Genomic DNA, 21,946 nt, shown 5'->3' with positions numbered 1-21,946 from the left:
AACTAAAGCGCTATTGCTTGAAAAGGGTCGTGATTTTCAGCTCACCTGTTGGGCTACCAATTCGCGAATGGTACTGGCAGCGTGCAGTATGTGGGCCCTCAGCAGGACCACGGCCTCATCTATTTTTCTTTGCCGACATAATTGCAGTAACTCCCTGTGCTCCTGTTCGGCTCTGGGAATTGCCCCGGTCAGCAATAACTGTAAGCGGATATATCGATCACAGTTGGTGTTCAGACCATGTACGACTTCCATGGTGTGGGGCCGGTTGGCGGCCTGGTACAAACGCGTGTGAAACTCAGTGTTGAGTTCACTCCAACTGCCCACGGCATTATCCTGTCTAAAGGCAGATTCCAGTTTGTCCAGTACGGCTTCGGCCTGACGCAGATCTTCATCCTGCAGGTTTGGAATAGCTTTGGCAAGAAGATCAGTTTCAATCAGTGCTCTGAGTTCAAATAACTCTCTGACTTGTTCCACCGATAATTCGGTGGTTGTGGCGCCCTTATGGGCTTCAAACTTCACCAGCCCTTCGGCTTCCAGTTGCAGTAGCGCTTCTCTGATCGGAATGCGGCTCACGTGCATCTCTTCCGCTAGGGCGCTCTGTCGTAGAGGCGTGCCAGCCGAGATTTCACCTGAAAGAATTTTCTCTCGCAGCACTTCGACTACAACTTGAGTGCGCGTTTTATGAACTATGGGCTTTGTGTGGCTCATGGCTCCTGTCTTGCTTAGATTATTCGCTACTGAGCCGAATAAGACTACATTGAACACGAGGATAAATAAAGAAAAACCCATATGGCCACCCCTGGGAATTCCCTGGGTTCTGTGTTTTGGATATGGTGCGTGTTGGAGTGTTGGCCCGATAACCTGTGTCGTTATGAAGCGGCTTTTGGCAGAAAAAAACTATTTGCATTACCTTTGGGGCTCCATCTTTGTAGGGCTCCATCTAGGCCATCGGGGTCCTTGTCACCACAAGCGACAGAGAGATAAACGGCGCCGAGGCGCCGTTTTTACCGATGAGAGTGAGTAGGTCAATCCTTGATACCATGTACTATGTCGACGCCGTTATTACGCCCCTCGGCGTGACAAACGGCGCAGCTCTCGCTGCCGCTCTGGTACACAGGTCCGCCACTGGCATCCTTTTGGAATACACCACCGAAGGCTTCGGCATGGCTGGCCCATTTTTCCACTTGGATATGGCAGCCACCACAGGTTGCAACCGTGGGAGAATACTCGGCGATTTGGCCTTTCTCGGTTGCGCCGGGAGTGGCAACCAACACGGAGGCGCTCTGACTCAGGCCATCCAGCGTAAGCTGGCCCTTGATATGGCAGGCGCGGCAATCACTGGCCGGTTTCGGATAGGTGGCCGTCTCTCTGTCGGCGCCCATTCCGGCCACAGTGCGGGTACCACTGTGCAGCGAATGCACCATTTCCCTGTAGTTCAGACTGTTGTTCAGGGTACGGATCGCTTTTATTTGATCCATGCCAGGAGTGTGTTTCAGCCCGGCATTCAGGTACATGTTAGTGCCATTATTATGGCAGTCGTTGCAGCTCTTGTCGGTCAGGGCCGTAGCTCCTTGAGGCGCATGACAACTGCCGCAGCTGTCATTGCCCGGCTGGAAGCGGCTCGCCAGAGTATGAGCGCTGACAACCCGCTGCTGCATGTCGCTGTCATGACAGCGCCGGCAGGCAACCTCATCGGCAAGGGCTTTATTGCTTGCCGCAGAGCCTGTGAGTGACAAGGGGTTATCGGCAATCACCTCGATGCGGGTCTCGCTTGTATCACAAGCCACAGCAAAACCTGTCGCGGGATCGGCACAGACAACCAGTTTTGCCCGAACTTGAGTCTTGTCCGGCTCGCCAAAGTCCGCTGCTTGAAGCGGGCCTATGGCGGCGCTGAGGCTGTGCCCCTGCATGGCCAGGGTGACGTCATCCCCAGGGTTGGCTAAATCCCAAATCTTGCGCTGACCATTGTTGAGCGGGCGATTAACCGGCTCGGGATCGCCACTGACCGTTAACCACAATGACTCTATGGCCGGATCGTCTGCAGGCAGGCGGCCTTGGCTGCGAAAATCCAGGCTAATACTCAGCTTGTCGCCATCGATAGCGGCGGAGGAAAGCGCAAAGGCATAATCTTGTTTGATGAGTTTGCTTGTCCTGCCAAGGCTTAGGTGGATTTTACCCGCGCCCTCTGGGTTGCTGGCATCCGGATGGCAGCCGGAGCAGCTCTGTTGCCAGCCTCTGGGGAAGAGCTCTCTATCGTGGAATAACGCACTGGCGCTGCCATTCCAGCCCTCGGGGGCATCCTTACTGTGGCAGCTAAGGCAGCTGTTATTGCCGGGAATAAAGTATTGGTTGGCCTGCGGCGCGGCATCGGGAATATGACAGCTGTTACAATCCTTGATATCACCGGGATAGTGCAATTGGCTGTAGTCATATTCATGGCCCTGATAGCCAACGACCTTATACTCGCCTTGGTGAATTTGGTGAGTCAGGGTCGCCATATCAAGCGCCGAGCCGGTTTCTGGGTCGCCCGAATAACTGGTGTGACACATGACGCAGCCTTCAAAGGCAAAACGTTTGCTGCCGTGCATCAACAAACGCGCCTCACTGTTATCCCTGTCACTGCCGTGGCAGCGATAGCAGGCCTGCTGCTGATCTATCAATACCCGGCTGTCTTCGGCTGCGGCGGCTTGACCGGTTGCCGGAATAAAGTCATAGACACTGTTGATAAGCATACTGCTCAGTGAGCTGTCCGCAGCGGGCTTGAGCTCCAGATAGACCCTGTGAGTCTTGTCACTTTCGTAGTGGGTATCGAGCTCTTCAAAGCTTGGGTATTGATTGAGCGCCTTGCTGAATTGATAGCGGTAACGCCCCTGGCCCAGGCTCTGTAGGCAGTCGAGTTTGCAGTCACTCTCAATCCCGGCTTGCCACTGCGTCGAAGCTTGGGTTGTGGCACCATTTCCGGGCTCAACCAGTTTATTGATATAGCTTATCCATTGGGGAGCCCGGTTTATCTCATAGCGTCCCGTTGCAGGCATTGTATCTCCGTACATGGGTTGAGCACTGCCCAGCTTGGCTATGCCCATGGCCAAGGTGGATACCTGCTCCAGTTGTTCCAGTCCGGTTACGGCAACGCCGTTGGCATCGCTTAAGAAGAAGTCGACCGAAACCCGGGTCTGCTCATCTATGGTTACGGCTTCGATATTGGCTTGCAGTGATTTGGCTTTGGCAATATTGATCCCTACCTCACCCGGTGGACCCACTTGGCCGTCATCACCATCGGAACATGCTGCCAATAAGCAAACCACCAGTGGAGATAGTTTCCACCAGGCGTTTTTAGGCTTGAATTTCATCATTTCCCATTCCTTTATGTTTTAGATTCTGTCGGGATGTCTAATTAGGAATGTATGCAAGGATTAATTTATTTCTTTTGAGTTTTTTGTCTATGGCTATTGTCAATCTGAACCATTTATAACTGATAAGCGCTGCCTCGATCTAAATTGTGTTTTTCCTTTTTAAGAAAAGTGAAAGTTTAATATTTGATGATAATTCTAGTTACTGAGATTACTTTGCTTGTTCGTGAGTAAATGTGACCCGAGTTAAGAAAAAATGTCCTAGTTTAATTAGCATGAATCGTCGGGCATTTGGTGTATGCATATTTAAATAATATTTCTTAAACTAATTAAGGAACGCAATATGATTACCAGACGAGGAATGCTGAAAGGGAGTATGGGAGTGGCCGTAGGCACTGTCTATGGTGGAACGCTCATCAGCTTTCTTACCGGTTGTGGCAGTGACAATAACAGCGATGAAAAGGTTGAGGTGTTACCCGGTGGTTTGATGGTGGTTAATCCGGTTATCTGCGTCAGTTGCCGTCGCTGTGAAATCGCCTGTGGCTGGAACCATGAAGGCGATTGCAGCCCAACCCTGGCAAGGGTCAAGGTCGAACACAACATGAACTATGGGCCTCATGGTGTGCAATTCAATTACACAGAGCAGCGAGGGGAATGCGGCGATCGCACAGTGGTGCCCGCCACCTGTCGTCATTGTGAAGTTTGTACTGAGGTCTGTCCGCAGCAGGCTATTTCTACTCATCCGGAAACCGGCGCTAAGGTGATAGATGAAAAGCGCTGTGTCGGTTGCGGTTATTGCGCCGATAAATGTCCACAACAAGTGATTAAAGTCGTACGCAGCAAAATGAAAGCCGTGAAATGCGACCTGTGTCAGGGCGAGCCGGCCTGTGCCCAGGTTTGTCCGACAGGTGCGATTAAATTTTATACCTGGGAACAGGCGGAAGCCGCGCTCGAACAATATGAAAAATATACTGGCCTGATCGGTTAATGAGGTAATTGAAAATGACAGATAAACTTGGCGGATGGGCTGGTAAAGTATTAAGGGTTAATTTAACAACCGGCAATATTACGACAGAATCAATAAATAAATATCATGACTATATAGGTGGTATGGGAATAGGCTACAAGATCCTTTGGGATGGCCATAAAGATAATATCAAGGCCACAGATCCTGAAAATATTATTGTATTCTCAGCCGGTCCGCTAACCGGTTCAGGGGTGATCTGTACTGGTCGCACTACTATTACTTCCCGCAGCCCGGTGATTAAAGATCATCTGATCTCCGATGGTCATTTCGGTGGTCACTTTTCACCGGCAATGAAATATGCCGGATTTGATGCCATCGCCATTGAAGGCCGCGCCGCCGCGCCGGTATGGCTCAGAGTAGAAGATGGCAAAGTCACGTTAGAGTCAGCCGCTGCGCTTTGGGGCAAGGGGATTTTTGATACCCACGCCATGATTGCCGAAATGATGGGCCCCAATGCCCAAGTGGCGGCCATAGGTCAGGCGGGGGAAAACCAGGTGCCCTTGTCTGTGATTATGACTCAGGGGGGACACTCAGCCGGAGGTCATGGCGCCGTGCTCGGGTCAAAGAACTTCAAAGGGATAGGCATCATAGGTACAGGGGCTGTGGCCATTGCCGCCGATAATGCCAATATGCGTCGGCTCGATGACCATATTTTGGGGATTATAGGCGCCAATAACCAAGGGGTTGTGCCATCTACTCCGCAGTCTTGGGCCGAGTATTCCAATGGCATCAGCCGCTGGAAGGCGCGTCCTGGGCTTAAATGGGGGCAGTCGGATCAACAGATTGAGCTGGGTGAGGTACCTTGGAATGAACGTAATAAGGTGGGGTTCCGCACCTCAATGGCCGAGATGTACTTCGGTGAAGAGTATGCCAACAAGTGGATGAAGCGTACCGGTGGTTGTCATGCTTGCCCCATTCGCTGTTTTTGTGAACTTAAGGTGCCTGAGCTGAAGCAGAAGTATGGTCGCAAGAGCGAGCATATTTCCAACGTTTGTATGGGATTCCTGGCGCCCCAGTATCTGATGGATACTAAGAAAGGTTCGGAAGAGCACGCGATGACTGGGGCTTTGGGGGGACATCTGATCGATGATTACGGCATCTGGTGTAACTATGGCCTGATTTCGCATCTGTTCAAGTTCCTTAAAAAGCACGATATGTTCCAATATCTGTTGCCCAAGGAGGAGTTTGACAGCATCCCTTGGGATCTGTGGGACAAGAAAGATCCGGCGTTCCTTATCGATTTTTACCGCCGCATAGCCTACCGCGAAGGGGAAATTGCCCATATGGCCGATGGCATGTCGGATCTGATTGAACGCTGGAAACTGGATGGGCGTAACCCGGATCTTGGTTATTGGGATATTCACAAAGAATCCTCGGTGAAAATTTTCAATAAGAAGACTAACGCTGCCGTGCATCATGCCAGTGAGACAGCAGGGCAGGTGGGCACTCTGATCAATATGGTGTTCAACCGCGATGCCCAGTGTCACTCCCATATCAATATTGTTAACTGCGGCTTGCCTCAGGACATGATCGAAACCATAGCCGCCGAGTTCTGGGGCGAAGGGGCCTTCGATAAGGTGAAGTGGTACACCCCAATCAACCCGGCCAAGGTCAGGTTTGCCAAGTGGTCTTTGGTGAAAAACGTGCTGCACGACTCATTGACTCTCTGTAACTGGATGTTCCCCTTGCTGGCTTCGCCGGACAAGAATCGCAACTATCGCGGAGATAGCACCATAGAATCCCAAATGTTCTCTCTGGTTACAGGAAAAGTTGTGACCGAGACTGAGCTCGACTTTATGGCCGAGCGGGTACTGCATCTGCACCGTGCGCTGACCATGATCCAAATGAATGAGATCAATATGCGCAATGAGCACGATGTGCTCTGCGATTGGGTTTACGACATGGATCCCGACAAGGCCTTCGGCGATGAAGGCACCATTAAGATGGACAGAGACGATATTCAAAAGGCGTTGGATATGTTCTATGACGATTTTGGTTGGGACAGGCAAACCGGGGCACCGCTGAGGTCAACCCTGGAGAAATTCGGCCTGGGTTACGCGGCCGATGCCCTAGAGGCTCGTGGCCTGTTGCCGGGGTAAGCCATGCTGGAACTGGTGGATTTTATCCGGCTATTCAGCCAGCACGGACGTCTGGTTTCCCTGCCGCAGTTGTTGGCTGTGGCAGGGAAGGACACGGAAAAGATTGTGGATGCCGTGCAAGAGTACATCTGCTTGATCCTGGCGCCTGAATATAGGGATCTGAAGATGCGTTTATCGGATGGTGAACACTTCTTCTATTCAGATCGCCACATGGTGGACAGTTATGCTAACCGCTGGTTGGCATTGCAACGGGGTGAAGTGGTAGCGACCCTGGCGCAGCAGATACGCGAAGCCAGTTGCCTTCATACTGCTGTGCTCGAGGCTTCGGTTTTGTGCTATCCCCCTTATAACCTAGATGTCGAGGCGCAGCAGGCGTTGCGACAACAGTTGCTGGCGATGCCGGAGTATGACGACATACGTTATGGCATAGGCCGCGATGGCAAGGGATATTACTTTTCTACCGATGGCCTGAGTCCTGAATATGCCAGAGTGCTCGCAGACTACGACCCGTTTGAATGGTCATGCTGAGCCCGGAAGTCTAGCCTCTCCCTTAGCGGCAGTGCATTAAACATCTAGGCCAAACACCACCCCGGACCTCAAGGGCCGGGGTTTTCTCCCCCTCTGCCATAAAGCTCACAACATAAGTCTGTTCCCGCAGTGCATTTTGTTGCAATGAATGAAATAATATCGCCATTCGCTTTCTGGGAGGCAAACAGTGAACCGAGCGGTTTTTTTGGATAGAGATGGTGTAATCAATGTCGATCACGGCTATGTGCACCAGATAGATGATTTTGAATATATCGAAGGCGTCTTCGATGCTTGCCTGGCGTTGAAGCAGCAAGGCTATAAGTTGGTGGTGGTGACCAATCAGTCGGGAATTGCCCGTGGACTATACAGCGAAGAGCAGTTTGCCAGTCTGACCGAATGGATGGATTGGAACTTTGCCGACAAGGGCGTGGATCTCGATGGTATCTATTACTGCCCGCACCACCCCGAGAAAGGCATAGGTGAATACAAGCAGGATTGTGACTGCCGTAAACCTAAGGCCGGAATGATCAACAGTGCTGCCAGTTTCCTTAAGCTGGAACTTGCCGCCAGTGTAATGGTTGGTGACAAGGCCGATGATATGCGCGCCGCCAAAGCGGCGGGGATCCCGGTGCGGATCCTGGTCAGAAGTGGTAAAGAGGTGACTCAGGAAGCCATGGATGAGGCGAGCGTAGTACTGGATAGCATTGCCGATGTACCTAAATATTTGGCATCACTGGCCTAATTTGGCGGATTATTGGACTTCTTGGTGTAATAGTAATCACTTGAAGACTTTGATAAGAAAAATCGCCTTTTAGGGGTTGCGCAAAAATTCAGGCTCCCTATAATGCGCAACCACTGACCCGCGACAGGGTCTGGAAGTCAAAGATTCAAGCATTGTATGCTTTAAGTTGAAATGCTTGGCTGGCTTCTTTTGCTCTTTAACAATATATCAAGCAATCTGTGTGGACACTCACAGGCATTGAGAAATCGACAAAACGATTTAACTCGATGAAGAGTGTTCATACGAACAGAATTCATTGAGTCGATTCTTCGGAATCAACCAAAACTTTAATTGAAGAGTTTGATCATGGCTCAGATTGAACGCTGGCGGCAGGCCTAACACATGCAAGTCGAGCGGTAACATTTCAAAAGCTTGCTTTTGAAGATGACGAGCGGCGGACGGGTGAGTAATGCCTGGGAATTTGCCCATTTGTGGGGGATAACAGTTGGAAACGACTGCTAATACCGCATACGCCCTACGGGGGAAAGCAGGGGACCTTCGGGCCTTGCGCTGATGGATAAGCCCAGGTGGGATTAGCTAGTAGGTGAGGTAAAGGCTCACCTAGGCGACGATCCCTAGCTGGTCTGAGAGGATGATCAGCCACACTGGGACTGAGACACGGCCCAGACTCCTACGGGAGGCAGCAGTGGGGAATATTGCACAATGGGGGAAACCCTGATGCAGCCATGCCGCGTGTGTGAAGAAGGCCTTCGGGTTGTAAAGCACTTTCAGCGAGGAGGAAAGGTTAGTAGTTAATACCTGCTAGCTGTGACGTTACTCGCAGAAGAAGCACCGGCTAACTCCGTGCCAGCAGCCGCGGTAATACGGAGGGTGCGAGCGTTAATCGGAATTACTGGGCGTAAAGCGTGCGCAGGCGGTTTGTTAAGCGAGATGTGAAAGCCCCGGGCTCAACCTGGGAACCGCATTTCGAACTGGCAAACTAGAGTCTTGTAGAGGGGGGTAGAATTCCAGGTGTAGCGGTGAAATGCGTAGAGATCTGGAGGAATACCGGTGGCGAAGGCGGCCCCCTGGACAAAGACTGACGCTCAGGCACGAAAGCGTGGGGAGCAAACAGGATTAGATACCCTGGTAGTCCACGCCGTAAACGATGTCTACTCGGAGTTTGGTGTCTTGAACACTGGGCTCTCAAGCTAACGCATTAAGTAGACCGCCTGGGGAGTACGGCCGCAAGGTTAAAACTCAAATGAATTGACGGGGGCCCGCACAAGCGGTGGAGCATGTGGTTTAATTCGATGCAACGCGAAGAACCTTACCTACTCTTGACATCCAGAGAACTTTCCAGAGATGGATTGGTGCCTTCGGGAACTCTGAGACAGGTGCTGCATGGCTGTCGTCAGCTCGTGTTGTGAAATGTTGGGTTAAGTCCCGCAACGAGCGCAACCCCTATCCTTACTTGCCAGCGGGTAATGCCGGGAACTTTAGGGAGACTGCCGGTGATAAACCGGAGGAAGGTGGGGACGACGTCAAGTCATCATGGCCCTTACGAGTAGGGCTACACACGTGCTACAATGGTCGGTACAGAGGGTTGCGAAGCCGCGAGGTGGAGCTAATCTCATAAAGCCGGTCGTAGTCCGGATTGGAGTCTGCAACTCGACTCCATGAAGTCGGAATCGCTAGTAATCGTGGATCAGAATGCCACGGTGAATACGTTCCCGGGCCTTGTACACACCGCCCGTCACACCATGGGAGTGGGCTGCACCAGAAGTAGATAGCTTAACCTTCGGGAGGGCGTTTACCACGGTGTGGTTCATGACTGGGGTGAAGTCGTAACAAGGTAGCCCTAGGGGAACCTGGGGCTGGATCACCTCCTTACCTAAGCGATAATTGGTGTTTGTTGAGTGTTCACACAGATTGCTTGATAAAAGAAGTAGAGCATGGGGGTCTGTAGCTCAGGTGGTTAGAGCGTTCGCCTGATAAGCGAGAGGTCGGTAGTTCGAGTCTACTCAGACCCACCAATTCTTCCGCTATTCTGCGTTAAACAGGTCGTCGTTTACTCCAGTAAACTTTCTCCCTGTTTGCCTTGACTAGCGTCGAAGGGATGAACAGGTCAATGTTCAAGACTGTTTGCGAGAGATTTTTATCGAGTTTGAGGCGAAAGCTAACAACAAAATCGGTAACAAGAAGCGCAAAGAAAACGGGGCTATAGCTCAGCTGGGAGAGCGCCTGCCTTGCACGCAGGAGGTCTGCGGTTCGATCCCGCATAGCTCCACCACTTCCCTTGGAAGTGCTGGAACCGTCACTCTACAAAGGACGAGAGACGCCAAAGATAAGTCAGTATTTATCTTTGGCTTTTTTAAGCCCGCTCTTTAACAATTTGGAAAGCTGATAGTAGACATCAAAACCACTCTTAGGAGTTGGATTTGATGCATACAAATTGAGTTCTCAAACACTTCAATCAAGTGTTTTGGAAATTCTTCAAGGCGAGTCCACTTCCTTAACCCGGAGGTGAGACAAGTAAACCTAAGCTGGTTGCAATACAAACCGATGAAAACTCATCCGGGTTGTATGGTTAAGCGACCAAGCGTATACGGTGGATGCCTTGGCAGTCAGAGGCGATGAAGGACGTAGTAACTTGCGAAAAGCGTTGGTGAGCTAGTAACAAGCATTTGAGCCAGCGATGTCCGAATGGGGAAACCCGGCACCATAAGGTGTCATCAATACGTGAATACATAGCGTATTGAGGCGAACGAGGGGAACTGAAACATCTAAGTACCCTTAGGAAAAGAAATCAACCGAGATTCCCCAAGTAGCGGCGAGCGAACGGGGATTAGCCCTTAAGTCTTTGGGGTGTTAGTGGAATGTGTTGGAAAGCACAGCGGCACAGGGTGATAGCCCCGTACATGTAAACTAACCAGAGATGAAAACGAGTAAGGCGGCACACGTGATATGTTGTCTGAATATGGGGGGACCATCCTCCAAGGCTAAATACTCCTGACTGACCGATAGTGAACCAGTACCGTGAGGGAAAGGCGAAAAGAACCCCTGTGAGGGGAGTGAAATAGAACCTGAAACCGTATACGTACAAGCAGTGGAAGCGGTACTTGAGACCGTGACTGCGTACCTTTTGTATAATGGGTCAGCGACTTACATTTAGTAGCGAGGTTAAGCGAATAGCGGAGCCGTAGGGAAACCGAGTGTTAACTGCGCGTTTAGTTGCTAGGTGTAGACCCGAAACCCGGTGATCTAGCCATGGGCAGGTTGAAGGTTGAGTAACATCAACTGGAGGACCGAACCGACTAATGTTGAAAAATTAGCGGATGACTTGTGGCTGGGGGTGAAAGGCCAATCAAACCGGGAGATATCTGGTTCTCCTCGAAAGCTATTTAGGTAGCGCCTCGGACGAACACCTTTGGGGGTAGAGCACTGTTAAGGCTAGGGGGTCATCCCGACTTACCAACCCTTTGCAAACTCCGAATACCAAAGAGTGCTATCCGGGAGACAGACGGCGGGTGCTAACGTCCGTCGTCAAAAGGGAAACAACCCAGACCGTCAGCTAAGGTCCCAAAGTAATTGCTAAGTGGGAAACGATGTGGGAAGGCTTAGACAGCTAGGATGTTGGCTTAGAAGCAGCCATCATTTAAAGAAAGCGTAATAGCTCACTAGTCGAGTCGGCCTGCGCGGAAGATGTAACGGGGCTAAGCAATTCACCGAAGCTACGGGTACTGATGCTTGCATCAGTGCGGTAGAGGAGCGTTCTGTAAGCCGTTGAAGGCGAAGGGGTAACCCACGCTGGAGGTATCAGAAGTGCGAATGCTGACATGAGTAACGATAAAGGGGGTGAAAAACCCCCTCGCCGAAAGACCAAGGGTTCCTGTCCAACGTTAATCGGGGCAGGGTGAGTCGACCCCTAAGGCGAGGCTGAAAGGCGTAGTCGATGGGAAACGGGTTAATATTCCCGTACTTCTGCTAACTGCGATGGAGAGACGGAGAAGGCTAGGCCAGCGCGGCGTTGGTTGTCCGCGTTTAAGGTAGTAGGTGGTGTGCTTAGGCAAATCCGGGCACACATACACTGAGAGCTGATGACGAGTCCCTACGGGGATGAAGTGGTTGATGCCATGCTTCCAGGAAAATCTTCTAAGCTTCAGGTTAGCAGGAATCGTACCCCAAACCGACACAGGTGGTCGGGTAGAGAATACCAAGGCGCTTGAGAGAACTCGGCTGAAGGAACTAGGCAAAATGGTACCGTAACTTCGGGAGAAGGTACGCTGCCGGCGGTGAAGACCTCGCGTCGTAAGCTGCTGGCAGTCGCAGATACCAGGTGGCTGCAACTGTTTATCAAAAACACAGCACTGTGCAAAATCGCAAGATGACGTATACGGTGTGACGCCTGCCCGGTGCCGGAAGGTTAATTGATTGGGTTATCTTCGGAGAAGCTCATGATCGAAGCCCCGGTAAACGGCGGCCGTAACTATAACGGTCCTAAGGTAGCGAAATTCCTTGTCGGGTAAGTTCCGACCTGCACGAATGGCGTAATGATGGCCACGCTGTCTCCAGCCGAGACTCAGTGAAGTTGAAATTGCGGTGAAGATGCCGTATACCCGCGGCTAGACGGAAAGACCCCGTGAACCTTTACTATAGCTTGGCACTGAACATTGACCCTACATGTGTAGGATAGGTGGGAGACTATGAAGATGAGACGCCAGTCTTGTTGGAGTCAACCTTGAAATACCACCCTTGTAGTGTTGATGTTCTAACCTGGGCCCCTAATCGGGGTTAGGGACAGTGCCTGGTGGGTAGTTTGACTGGGGCGGTCTCCTCCCAAAGAGTAACGGAGGAGCACGAAGGTTGGCTAAGTACGGTCGGACATCGTACGGTTAGTGTAATGGCATAAGCCAGCTTAACTGCGAGACAGACACGTCGAGCAGGTGCGAAAGCAGGTCATAGTGATCCGGTGGTTCTGAATGGAAGGGCCATCGCTCAACGGATAAAAGGTACTCCGGGGATAACAGGCTGATACCGCCCAAGAGTTCATATCGACGGCGGTGTTTGGCACCTCGATGTCGGCTCATCACATCCTGGGGCTGAAGTCGGTCCCAAGGGTATGGCTGTTCGCCATTTAAAGTGGTACGCGAGCTGGGTTCAGAACGTCGTGAGACAGTTCGGTCCCTATCTGCCGTGGGCGTTGGATGATTGAGGGGAGCTGCTCCTAGTACGAGAGGACCGGAGTGGACGAACCGCTGGTGTTCGGGTTGTCATGCCAATGGCATTGCCCGGTAGCTACGTTCGGAATCGATAACCGCTGAAAGCATCTAAGCGGGAAGCGAGCCCCAAGATGAGTCATCCCTAGGTCCTAGAGACCTCTGAAGAGCCGTTCGAGACCAGGACGTTGATAGGCAGGGTGTGTAAGCGTTGCGAGGCGTTGAGCTAACCTGTACTAATGACTCGAGAGGCTTAACCATACAACCCAGATGGGTTTTACGGACTTGAAGAAGTCGATACTTGATTGAAGTTTGAACTCAAGCTCTGAAAAGAGCACAGCCAAGAATACCGGTCGCTTAGCTCAGCCGGGAGAGCACCTCCCTTACAAGGAGGGGGTCACTGGTTCGATCCCAGTAGCGACCACCATATTTCAAAGCAACAGCTTTCTGAATTGAAGAACAAAGGTTAATGACGCAGGTAATTGTTTGGCTGACAAAGCCGTGACGAGCGAGCCGCGCAGTGTACTGGAGTACATGAGCAGCGTAGCGAGGAAACAATACCGTCAGACGGACAATTAACCAGTAAGAATATGTCTGGTGACAATAGCATTGTGGTCCCACCTGATCCCATCCCGAACTCAGAAGTGAAACGCAATCGCGCCGATGGTAGTGTGGGGTCTCCCCATGTGAGAGTAGGTCATCGCCAGACGCCACTTTGGTTTTCACTTTTTAGAAAAGTGAAGACAAAACAGTAACGATGGATCCCCAGCACTTTGTGTTGGGGATTTTTCGTTTTAATGCATTTTGATATGTCCACTCTCACATGGGGAAGATAAAGAGTCCGAACGCAGTGAGGTACAATCCCATGTGGAGTAGGGTGAGGTTGTCGCGTTTATCAAACTCAGTTTGATGCGATAGACGAACGCGGAGAGCTTGCTAGAAGCTGGTCATCGCCAGACGCCCAATTTTATTTTCACTTTTTTGTTTGTCTCGCTTCCAGCGAGCATGACTTAACATGCAGCCCAAAGCTGCTTACGCAGTGCGGGCCCCTCAGCTCGCAGCCAAGCTGCTTCGCGCTACAGCCATCCATCAAGTTGTGCTTGATGAGCAGATGTCTTTTGCCCCCATGTGAGATGGTGCTGTGGAGATATTGAGAATAGATCGACCCGCTTGTCTGGTCAGGTTTATCCAGTCTCTGGAGCACAGAGATTTAACCCTACCGGTATCATCAATAAAGGTACTCGAGGCTTAAGTAGCGAAGGGTTTATCTCGCTTCCAGCGAGCATGACTTTCATGGCAGTCATATACTTCAGCTCATCGTGGCGTAGTTTCATATCACAAGCATTCATCAAAACCTGTTGTCATATGCTATCAATCCAAAGGCTTTAAGATGTTACAGGTGGCTTTATGATACAGCTAACTGTCATGGACGGGCTTTTCCTTTATAATTAACAATTTGATGCTTTCATATATTCTTGGTTAAGAATGAGGAGTCGAGCTTGCTGACCAAAATTCTGCTGACGGCCTTGGTGTTGGCACTGGCATGGGCCATGCTCAAACGAAGGTCAAGCCCTGAGGTAAGGCAGAAAGAGATTGCCGAGCCGTTGCCCTTGTTCAAACGCTTTTTGGTCCCGGGAGCCGTGGGCGTCACCTTGATACTGGCCTGCGGCTTTTTTGCCTGGCAGTGGTTTGATGGTTATCAGGTGGTTTCGGTGACCTTGGTGTCCCCCAAGGAGGAGCGGCGGGAGGTCTATCAAGTGCGCAAGAAGGACATCTCTGCCAATGAGCTGGTTACTGTAGATGGGCTGAGGATCCGCCTTTCTAGCGAGGAGCGTTTGATGATAGCTGAGAAAAGTGTTCCTTGACGTGACTGAGCGCTTTTCATTAATGGCTTATCAGGTAAACTAGGCGCATTTTTTGCCGGGCATATCTTTCTTCGGCATTGTTATCTTCAGGAGGACCCATGATTACTGCATACACCTATCAGGATCAGCAGCTTAAAATTATTGAGCTGACAATAGAAGACGGTCTTCCGGAGCAAACCCTGTGGTTGGATCTTTACAAGCCGGATGACGATGAGCGGGATTGGTTGAGCCGTTATTCGGTGGAAGAGGTGCCCGACGAGGAAGATATCAATGAGATTGAGGCCTCGGCACGTTTCTATCAAAACAAAGACGGCTTGCATATCAACTCTCTGTTTCCGCAGCGGGTTGGCCAAGATGTGCGTGGCGTCAACGTCTCATTCAACCTGCGTAGCCGGTTTTTGGTCACCATACGTGAAGAGGATGTCGGTCTTATTCGTTTGCTGCGTAACTATTTGCGCCTCGGACGCATCATGGTGGCCACGCCTCAAGCGCTGTTTATCGAGCTCTTTAACCTCAAGGTAGAGTACCTCTCTGACTTGATTGAAGATGTTTACACTGTGCTGGAAAACGTCGGTGAGCAGGTGTTCGAGAGTAATGAACTCGATGATGTGTTTAAGCTGATCACCTTGCAGGAAGATTCCAACGGCAAGATACGTTTGAGTCTGCTCGATACCCAAAGGTCTCTGCGTTACATACAGAAGTATTATCGTAAAGAATTAGCTGAAGATGAGCTCAAGGAAATTCGCGAGATGTTGTCGGACATCGAATCTCTTATGCCTCACAGTCAGTTTATCTTCGACAAACTCAACTTCCTGTTGGATGCTGCCATGGGTTTTAGTGGCTTGCAGCAAAACAAGATCATTAAAATCTTTTCGGTTGCAGCCGTGGTCTTTCTGCCGCCAACCCTGATTGCCAGTAGTTACGGGATGAACTTCAGAGAGATGCCAGAGCTTGAGTGGTACTTCGGTTACCCCATGGCGCTGGTGATGATGTTGGCCAGTGCGGCAGGCACTTACCTGTTCTTCCGCCGCAAAGGTTGGTTGTAATCGTTAGGACTGGGGTTAAGAAATACGGTTACAGGGTTTGCGCCTTAGTGGTATTACCTGAGCCTTGTGATCTCTGTATTGGTCTGGGGCTTCCAATACGCTCGCCAACGCGGCGAACTTGTGGCGCATAATACGGATGCTGACCAGGCATCTGTGATAAGGGTTATTGCAGCGTGCCAGACTCTGCTGCAGGTGGTGTTTAATGGTTCTGAGCTGCTCCTGGTTGGAGTCTGAACCATTGATCAACTCATCACTCAAACGCTCCTGTAGCTTGTCCAATTCTTCCGGCTGGTTTTGAGCCAGCCACATCAAGGTGTCAAAATCCGGTAGCTCTGTCATTGCCGGCCTCCGCCTGTGAGGGGTGAGCCTAGTTTCAGGCTACCCAAATCCAGGTTGCAACAACAAGATTAGTTCAGTCTAACTATGATGGTGATAATGACTTTGGTTATATAGGCTGAAGGGCTCAGCCCTTGCTTTCGCTGCCGAAGTAATAGCTGACCCGCTCTCTGGGATTGAGATACTTGAAGATTTTCTCTGGCAGCGCCGCCGGTGGCAGGCAGCGCACAATAGCAAGGCCTTCGGCTTCCAAGTCGATAATCGGTGCCTGATCTTTGGGCACCAGAGCGTCATACACCAGAATCCGTGGCAGCAGCAGCTTATCCAGGTTGACCGACATTACCAGCCCATATTGACCAGAAGAGAGTTCAACCACGCTGCCGGGAGGATAGACCCCGAGCATCTTGATCATCTTGCCGACATATTCCTGATTCAGCTTTCCCTTGGAGTATTTATACAGATAGCCTAGAGCAGCATAAGGCGTCTTGGCCTTGGATTGCACTCCAGGGTGACAAAGAGAGTCATACTGGTTCACCACGGCCACCAACTGGGCGGTCTGGCTCAGTTCATCGGCCTTTAGGCCTTTAGGGAAACCACTGCCATCGAGCAGCTCATGGTGATGGGTGATAACGTCCCTGGCATTTTCTGGAAAATCGGCTGCCAGCTTAATGAACTCTGCGCCCATCAGCGGGTGCTGATTCAGCAGGTTTAGTTCGGGTTTGGTCAGTGGCTCCTGCTTACGCAGTATCTGGCTTGGCAGTTTGAGCTTGCCTACGTCATGGAACAGTGAACCCAGGCCCACGGCTTCGATATTTTCTCTGGGCCATTGCAACTCTTTGGCCACTAACATGGAGAGAATGGCTACGTTGAGAGAGTGAAAATAGATGCTTTCGTCTTTATCCGAATCGGCCATCAGATGGAGGATAAGGTTGTCGGAGGATAACAGCTGCTCGGCTATGTCCCGCACCAAGTCTTGCGCTTCGGTAACGGCATTGAGAGGCCGATTGCGCAGTTTGTTGACCAGGTTGCGCATCCTTGCCAAAGAGCGATCAAAATGTTCCTCTGTCTTATGCAGCTCGCGGCGCATTTTCTTGAGAATTTCGATCCGTTGTTGCTTATCGCTTTCCATCTGTTGTTGCAGAGAATCCACTTCTTGTTGATCTTCTGCCGGAGCCGTTTGCTGATCGGCAGGCAACGGTGGGGTATCACTGCGATCCGGTACCACAAACACGCTGTCTATGCCCAGCTTACGGATAAGCTCGATTTGCGCCTGCTGTTTGATACGGAAGCTACTGAAAAGAAAAGGGTGATCTTTCCACGCCAGTGGAAGACGGACAAAGTTGCCTACCTGCAGTTGTTGGACACTGACTCTACAGCTCTTGTTCATTCAAATCATCTTTTTTAAGCACTCGTGCTATTTTATCGCAAAGAGTACGCTTTACAATTAGTTAGCTCACATGTAAGCATGTTTGGATAAAAAAATAAGCAAATTGAGATTTTTATGGACTTTATCGAAGTATATCCCAATGCCATTCCTGATGAGTTATGCGATCGTCTGATTGCCGCCTTTGACGCTCATCCCGGTGTTACAGAGGGCCGTACAGGCCATGGTGTCGACAAGGAAAAGAAAATCAGTCGCGATTTGACATTGGATCAGTACCCCGAGTTGCAGCCACTGCGTAATGAACTGCTTGGCCATACACTAAAGCATGCCGGGCGATACTTTGATAAGTATGCCATGGCGCTGATGGGAGCCGTGGCCGTGCAGGTGGCAGATGAGTCCGGCAATGCAGTAACCCTGACACCGGATAACTATGCTCGTCTGGGATCCCCCAGAGCCGAGGCGCTGGTACAATACCTTTATCGTAGTGGTACCATCAATCTGCAAAGATATCAGCGCGATGTCGGTGGTTACCCTCATTGGCATTCAGAGCAGTTTCCCCAGGCCGGTCACAACGATGCCCTGCACAGAGTGGTGCTTTATATGTTTTATCTCAATGATGTGGTCGAAGGCGGGGAGACTGAATTCTTTTATCAGCAGCGCAAAATTGCGCCGAAGAAGGGCACCATGGTGATAGCTCCGGCAGGATTTACCCATAGTCATAGGGGCAATCGCCCCAAGAGTGGTGACAAGTATATTGCCACGTCCTGGATCATGTTTAATCGCGCCGAGCAGCTTTATGGGCCAACCCGGCGCTGAGACTCACTGCATGGGAATCTGAATGCGGAAGCAAGCACCTTCCAGATCGGAATCCTCAATGCTGAGGGTGCCGCCGTAACTGCTGACGATTTCGTTACATACCGCCAGACCAATTCCCTGTCCCGGTGACTGGGTATCGGCGCGCACGCCGCGCTGGATGATCTTCTGTTTAAGGCTCTCATCAACACCTGGGCCGTCATCTTCTACCAGTATCTGCAGTATGTTGCCCTGATAACCGGCACTGACGTGAACGGTTGAAATACATAGGCGGAACGCATTTTCCATCAGGTTGCCGAACAGCTCCATCAAGTCGCCTTGATTCCCGGGAAACTGCAGTTCTTCCTCTATTTCGGCGCTGAACTTCACCTGTTTGTCTCGGTATACCTTGAACAACATCTGTGCCAGTTGCTCCACCAGAGGAGCAATCGGGGTCTGTTCCTGCTTGAGGCCCTTGCGTCCGAGCATGGCTCGCTTGAGCTGATATTTCACCAGCTGATCCATCTGGCTCACCTGTTCCATGATTTTTTCGCTGCTGGCCTGTTTATCCAGGCTGGCATCATCCGTAATGGCATGTACAGCAGCGAGACGGGTCTTGAGGCTGTGGGCCAGATCATTCATGGCATTTTGATAGCGCTGTTGCTGGGCGCTGGATTGCTGCAGCAGTTGGTTGAGCGCTTGGGTGACGCCTTCCAGCTCCACCGGATAACCGCCCGAGAGTGACTTGGACTTGCCGTTGATGATAGATCTCAACTCATTTCGCATCTGTACTAGTGGCCGCATGCCCCAGTAAGCGGCGCTGATAAGCAGTACCAGTGCCAGTGCCAATACCAGCGCCAGGCGAATATAGGTGCGTTTGGCAAATTGGCTGTATTCCTGCTCCAGTTTGGCCGCATCCTTAAGCACCAACAGGTTGTAGTGAATACCGGCGATATCGACCGACAGCAGATAGGCAAAATAGGCGCGATTATCGGCCATGTTGAGGTAGTAGGGGGGCGCTTCGTTGCGGATTTCATTGAAACGTTCACAGGTATCAAACAGACCTCTGTCCACCGCCAGCGACGAGGTCCATACCTGCTTGAACTTCTCGTCACAGGAGGCGATGACATAGCGCTCCTGTTTGTTGTTCTCCTCAAGCCAGGAGCTGGTATCAGGGATCAGGTCGTGCTCCCTGAGCTCGGCAGCTACCTGAGGGATTTCGGCTATCAGCTGCGCCGTCTCTTCGTTATAGCTGTTTTGCGCATGCAGTATGTTGACCATCCAGGCCAAGCCAAAACCGACCACGGCAATGATCGATAACGAAGTGAGAAACATCCGCGTCAGCAGGCGTTTCTTGGGTTTTATTCTCAATTGCATGGCAGGTTGAATTTGTACCCCTGGCCTCTGATGGTCACTATTGGATTTTCGATACCGTCACGGGTCAACTTCTTGCGCAGTCGGCTCACCATCACCTCAATGGTGTTGGGATCGCCTTCCTTGTCGCCGTAAATAACGTCCAGCAGGCGTTGTTTGGCGACCACTTCATGGTTGTGACGCATTAGGTACTCGAGAATTTGATATTCGAAGGCGGTGATTTCCATCGGCTCACCGTTCATGGTGACTTGCTTGGCGGCGAGATCCAACGACAGGTCTCCGCTGTTGATCACAGGTTTGACGAAACCGGCACTGCGGCGGACCAATGCATCGAGGCGGGCCACCAGTTCCTCTTTTTGAAAAGGTTTGACCAGGTAGTCATCGGCGCCGGCGTTGAGTCCCTCAACTTTGTCTTGCCAGTTGACCCGGGCAGTAAGGATCAGGATAGGGGCTTTGACGTCTTCATCCCGCAGGCGTTGGATAAGCGCAATGCCGTCTTGATCCGGCAAGCCCAAGTCCACAATGGCGACGTCAATGGGGTAGTTGGTTGCCTGGAAAAATCCCTCTTTGGCGGTTCCCGCCACCTGGACCTGATTTCCCAATTCTCCCAGCTGTACCTTGAGGTGATGGGAGAGTAAGGGATCGTCTTCAACAACCAAAATTCTCATATTCTTTACGCCTTTAACTGAAATCCAAACAGTGTACGCAGTTCCCTGGAGCAGCTCAAGCCGAGAGGCTAAATCAAGGGCTTAGGCCAAAGACCCGACTGGCTAAAACAGGGCTATACACTGGCGCGAGTGTATAGCCATTTTACTTAACCTGTGCTGACCTCTGATGTGGATTGTTGAGTAATTGGCCTAAAAAGTAGAAGGTCGTGGTGAGTTGGCGTTATGGCAGGCGGCCGCGGTTTCTCGCTAGCCCATTACCACTCCAGGCGCTCAGCAGAGTAAACAGGGTGACCCCGCCCATAATGAATGCCAGCCTTAGCCAGGGGGCATTCATGGCTTGGCGCATGGCAACATATTCAAAGCCACTCTTGGCCCATACCAGCAAGGCGCCGGCCAATAGGCCGACTTGCAGGATGCGAATACCAACGGCGCTTTTCACAAACAGCACGGTCGGCGCCAACAGGCAGATAGCGGCGGCGATCGTGTGTGAGTATCTGAGAAAATGGGCACCCAGCAGCCAATAAGCAAGACAGAGTAAAAAAACACGCCACCACATAGAAACCTCGAATCGATTGAGTTGGGGCTATTCTAGTCTGTATTTAAAATGCATTCCATTTACTGCTTCACAGTTTGCCACCTGGCTTAAAGGGGAAAGTCCATCAGGCTCTATACCAAGTTTGTGGCTCAATTGTTCTGCGTCAAGCCGTCAACAACCTCAGCAGTATGGCAACCGAGACGGCTAAGAAGATAGCGCCGCAAAGGTAGTCTATATAGCGGCCAAATCTTAATAGGCGTTGCTGCACTCGCTCGTGAGACAGCAGCATGGCCAGCATGGCAAACCAGATAACCGAGAGCAGCGGCAGTAATATAGCGACCAACAGCTTGATCTGATTGCTGACTTCTGGGGTGATAAGGGTGGAAAACAGGGTTACAAAGAACACCAACGCCTTGGGGTTGAACAGGTTGGTCGATAACCCAAGCAGCAGCCCGGCGGCGGCAGACATGGTGTTATCGCTCGCATTGTTGCCAAGGTTATTGTCTACTCTGTTGTTTAACTCCTCGGACTGCATGACTTGTGCATCATTGATTGCTGCCCGGCTGGTTGGCAGTTCATTGGTTTGCGCTTCAGCGAGTGGCCTTGCCGCCAAGGCGCGTTTAAGCCGTGCCTGAACACCAAAAACTCCCATTCCCATCCAACCCAGATAAAGGGCGCCAAAGAGTTGCACCAGCACAAACAGGGTATGCGAGCTTTGAATGGCCAGGCTGACACCTGTGAGGCTCAGGACAGTGTGCACCAATATCGCCAGAGAGATGCCAACGGCGGCCGCCAGTGCGGTGCTGCGCTGCTCTCGGCTGGCAATTTTCAGGATCAATGCAAAATCCGGCCCCGGGCTCGCCAATGCCAGCAGGTGAATGGTGCCCAGGGTCAGCAAAAGATGCAGATCTGTCATAGTCAACTCTATCCTGTAGTGCCTCATTAAGCCGAGGCTGAAAGTGTTTGGGTATAGGGGTAAAAAATGCTCAGCCGCCAAAGGGG

General features: G+C 51.2%; 15 protein-coding genes, 3 tRNA genes and 3 rRNA genes. 13 read left to right on the top strand and 8 right to left on the bottom strand.

Features of this window, described 5'->3' with window-relative positions; translation table 11 throughout:
• Positions 1-36: 36 nt before the first annotated feature.
• Positions 37-708 (bottom strand): GntR family transcriptional regulator, encoded by a 672-nt coding sequence (locus K5621_RS11715; RefSeq protein ID WP_100145749.1) that lies wholly within the window; start codon positions 706-708, stop codon positions 37-39.
• Positions 709-1,025: 317 nt separating this feature from the next.
• A complete protein-coding gene (locus tag K5621_RS11710; protein ID WP_221049309.1) occupies positions 1,026-3,353 on the bottom strand; it encodes a multiheme c-type cytochrome in 2,328 nt (775 codons plus the stop codon).
• 340 nt (positions 3,354-3,693) lie between these two features.
• Between K5621_RS11710 and K5621_RS11705 the strand changes: the two genes are divergently transcribed.
• The 12 genes from K5621_RS11705 to corA all read left to right on the top strand — a co-directional run bounded on the left by K5621_RS11705 (position 3,694) and on the right by corA (position 15,855).
• Positions 3,694-4,338: a 4Fe-4S dicluster domain-containing protein gene (locus K5621_RS11705; protein WP_221049308.1), complete on the top strand. Its 645-nt coding sequence runs from the start codon at positions 3,694-3,696 to the stop codon at positions 4,336-4,338.
• Between the two features lie 14 nt (positions 4,339-4,352).
• Positions 4,353-6,476: an aldehyde ferredoxin oxidoreductase gene (locus K5621_RS11700; protein WP_221049307.1), complete on the top strand. Its 2,124-nt coding sequence runs from the start codon at positions 4,353-4,355 to the stop codon at positions 6,474-6,476.
• A 3-nt stretch (positions 6,477-6,479) separates the two neighbouring features.
• Complete coding sequence (locus K5621_RS11695) at positions 6,480-7,004, top strand: hypothetical protein (RefSeq protein WP_221049306.1); 525 nt, start codon at positions 6,480-6,482, stop codon at positions 7,002-7,004.
• Between the two features lie 187 nt (positions 7,005-7,191).
• Positions 7,192-7,746: a D-glycero-beta-D-manno-heptose 1,7-bisphosphate 7-phosphatase gene (gene gmhB, locus K5621_RS11690; protein WP_100145759.1), complete on the top strand. Its 555-nt coding sequence runs from the start codon at positions 7,192-7,194 to the stop codon at positions 7,744-7,746.
• Between the two features lie 327 nt (positions 7,747-8,073).
• Positions 8,074-9,618 (top strand): 16S ribosomal RNA (locus tag K5621_RS11685).
• Positions 9,619-9,684: 66 nt separating this feature from the next.
• Positions 9,685-9,761, top strand: a tRNA-Ile gene (locus K5621_RS11680).
• Between the two features lie 181 nt (positions 9,762-9,942).
• A tRNA-Ala gene (locus K5621_RS11675) sits at positions 9,943-10,018 on the top strand.
• A 295-nt stretch (positions 10,019-10,313) separates the two neighbouring features.
• Positions 10,314-13,205 (top strand): 23S ribosomal RNA (locus tag K5621_RS11670).
• A gap of 90 nt (positions 13,206-13,295) precedes the next feature.
• Positions 13,296-13,371: transfer RNA gene (locus tag K5621_RS11665), tRNA-Val, on the top strand.
• A gap of 166 nt (positions 13,372-13,537) precedes the next feature.
• Positions 13,538-13,653, top strand: a 5S ribosomal RNA gene (gene rrf / locus K5621_RS11660).
• Together the 16S, 23S and 5S rRNA genes with 3 tRNA genes alongside form the textbook arrangement of a ribosomal RNA operon.
• Before the next feature lie 790 nt (positions 13,654-14,443).
• Entirely contained in the window at positions 14,444-14,809 is a 366-nt protein-coding gene (locus K5621_RS11655) for a hypothetical protein (RefSeq protein WP_221049305.1), read from the top strand.
• Positions 14,810-14,907: 98 nt separating this feature from the next.
• Entirely contained in the window at positions 14,908-15,855 is a 948-nt protein-coding gene (gene corA / locus K5621_RS11650) for a magnesium/cobalt transporter CorA (RefSeq protein WP_025889695.1), read from the top strand.
• Between the two features lie 15 nt (positions 15,856-15,870).
• Here the strand turns inward: corA and K5621_RS11645 are convergent, their stop codons facing one another.
• Both K5621_RS11645 and K5621_RS11640 read right to left on the bottom strand, forming a co-directional pair.
• Positions 15,871-16,194 carry a DUF3135 domain-containing protein gene (locus K5621_RS11645; RefSeq protein WP_221049304.1) on the bottom strand — a complete coding sequence of 108 codons (324 nt, stop codon included), beginning with the start codon at positions 16,192-16,194 and terminating at the stop codon, positions 15,871-15,873.
• Between the two features lie 124 nt (positions 16,195-16,318).
• Positions 16,319-17,578 carry a cyclic di-GMP phosphodiesterase gene (locus tag K5621_RS11640; RefSeq protein ID WP_221049303.1) on the bottom strand — a complete coding sequence of 420 codons (1,260 nt, stop codon included), beginning with the start codon at positions 17,576-17,578 and terminating at the stop codon, positions 16,319-16,321.
• Between the two features lie 114 nt (positions 17,579-17,692).
• On the opposite strand from K5621_RS11640, the gene K5621_RS11635 reads away from it, so the two are divergent.
• The gene (locus tag K5621_RS11635) at positions 17,693-18,391 is read left to right on the top strand and encodes a 2OG-Fe(II) oxygenase (protein ID WP_221049302.1); all 699 of its coding nucleotides are present in this window, start codon (positions 17,693-17,695) and stop codon (positions 18,389-18,391) included.
• 3 nt (positions 18,392-18,394) lie between these two features.
• On the opposite strand, the gene K5621_RS11630 is transcribed toward K5621_RS11635, so the two are convergent.
• The 4 genes from K5621_RS11630 to K5621_RS11615 all read right to left on the bottom strand — a co-directional run bounded on the left by K5621_RS11630 (position 18,395) and on the right by K5621_RS11615 (position 21,860).
• Positions 18,395-19,744 carry an ATP-binding protein gene (locus tag K5621_RS11630; RefSeq protein WP_100144056.1) on the bottom strand — a complete coding sequence of 450 codons (1,350 nt, stop codon included), beginning with the start codon at positions 19,742-19,744 and terminating at the stop codon, positions 18,395-18,397.
• Positions 19,735-20,409: a response regulator gene (locus K5621_RS11625; RefSeq protein ID WP_025011466.1), complete on the bottom strand. Its 675-nt coding sequence runs from the start codon at positions 20,407-20,409 to the stop codon at positions 19,735-19,737. Before K5621_RS11625 ends, K5621_RS11630 begins: the two co-directional genes overlap by 10 nt.
• A 220-nt stretch (positions 20,410-20,629) precedes the next feature.
• Positions 20,630-20,965 carry a hypothetical protein gene (locus K5621_RS11620; RefSeq protein WP_221049301.1) on the bottom strand — a complete coding sequence of 112 codons (336 nt, stop codon included), beginning with the start codon at positions 20,963-20,965 and terminating at the stop codon, positions 20,630-20,632.
• A 142-nt stretch (positions 20,966-21,107) separates the two neighbouring features.
• Positions 21,108-21,860 (bottom strand): LysE family translocator, encoded by a 753-nt coding sequence (locus K5621_RS11615; RefSeq protein WP_221049300.1) that lies wholly within the window; start codon positions 21,858-21,860, stop codon positions 21,108-21,110.
• Positions 21,861-21,946 lie beyond the last annotated feature (86 nt).

It is taken from the genome of Shewanella carassii (assembly GCF_019670705.1).
Lineage (GTDB): Bacteria > Pseudomonadota > Gammaproteobacteria > Enterobacterales > Shewanellaceae > Shewanella > Shewanella carassii.
This window is presented reverse-complemented; position numbering and strand designations above follow the sequence as displayed.

Coding starts and splice junctions, on each gene's coding strand:
- K5621_RS11615 (WP_221049300.1), bottom strand. CDS start 21,860: ATGACAGATCTGCATCTTTTGCTGACCCTGGGCACCATTCACCTGCTG.
- K5621_RS11625 (WP_025011466.1), bottom strand. CDS start 20,409: ATGAGAATTTTGGTTGTTGAAGACGATCCCTTACTCTCCCATCACCTC.
- K5621_RS11710 (WP_221049309.1), bottom strand. CDS start 3,353: ATGATGAAATTCAAGCCTAAAAACGCCTGGTGGAAACTATCTCCACTG.
- corA (WP_025889695.1), top strand. CDS start 14,908: ATGATTACTGCATACACCTATCAGGATCAGCAGCTTAAAATTATTGAG.
- K5621_RS11700 (WP_221049307.1), top strand. CDS start 4,353: ATGACAGATAAACTTGGCGGATGGGCTGGTAAAGTATTAAGGGTTAAT.
- K5621_RS11695 (WP_221049306.1), top strand. CDS start 6,480: ATGCTGGAACTGGTGGATTTTATCCGGCTATTCAGCCAGCACGGACGT.
- K5621_RS11630 (WP_100144056.1), bottom strand. CDS start 19,744: ATGCAATTGAGAATAAAACCCAAGAAACGCCTGCTGACGCGGATGTTT.
- K5621_RS11640 (WP_221049303.1), bottom strand. CDS start 17,578: ATGAACAAGAGCTGTAGAGTCAGTGTCCAACAACTGCAGGTAGGCAAC.
- K5621_RS11620 (WP_221049301.1), bottom strand. CDS start 20,965: ATGTGGTGGCGTGTTTTTTTACTCTGTCTTGCTTATTGGCTGCTGGGT.
- K5621_RS11645 (WP_221049304.1), bottom strand. CDS start 16,194: ATGACAGAGCTACCGGATTTTGACACCTTGATGTGGCTGGCTCAAAAC.
- K5621_RS11705 (WP_221049308.1), top strand. CDS start 3,694: ATGATTACCAGACGAGGAATGCTGAAAGGGAGTATGGGAGTGGCCGTA.
- K5621_RS11715 (WP_100145749.1), bottom strand. CDS start 708: ATGAGCCACACAAAGCCCATAGTTCATAAAACGCGCACTCAAGTTGTA.
- K5621_RS11635 (WP_221049302.1), top strand. CDS start 17,693: ATGGACTTTATCGAAGTATATCCCAATGCCATTCCTGATGAGTTATGC.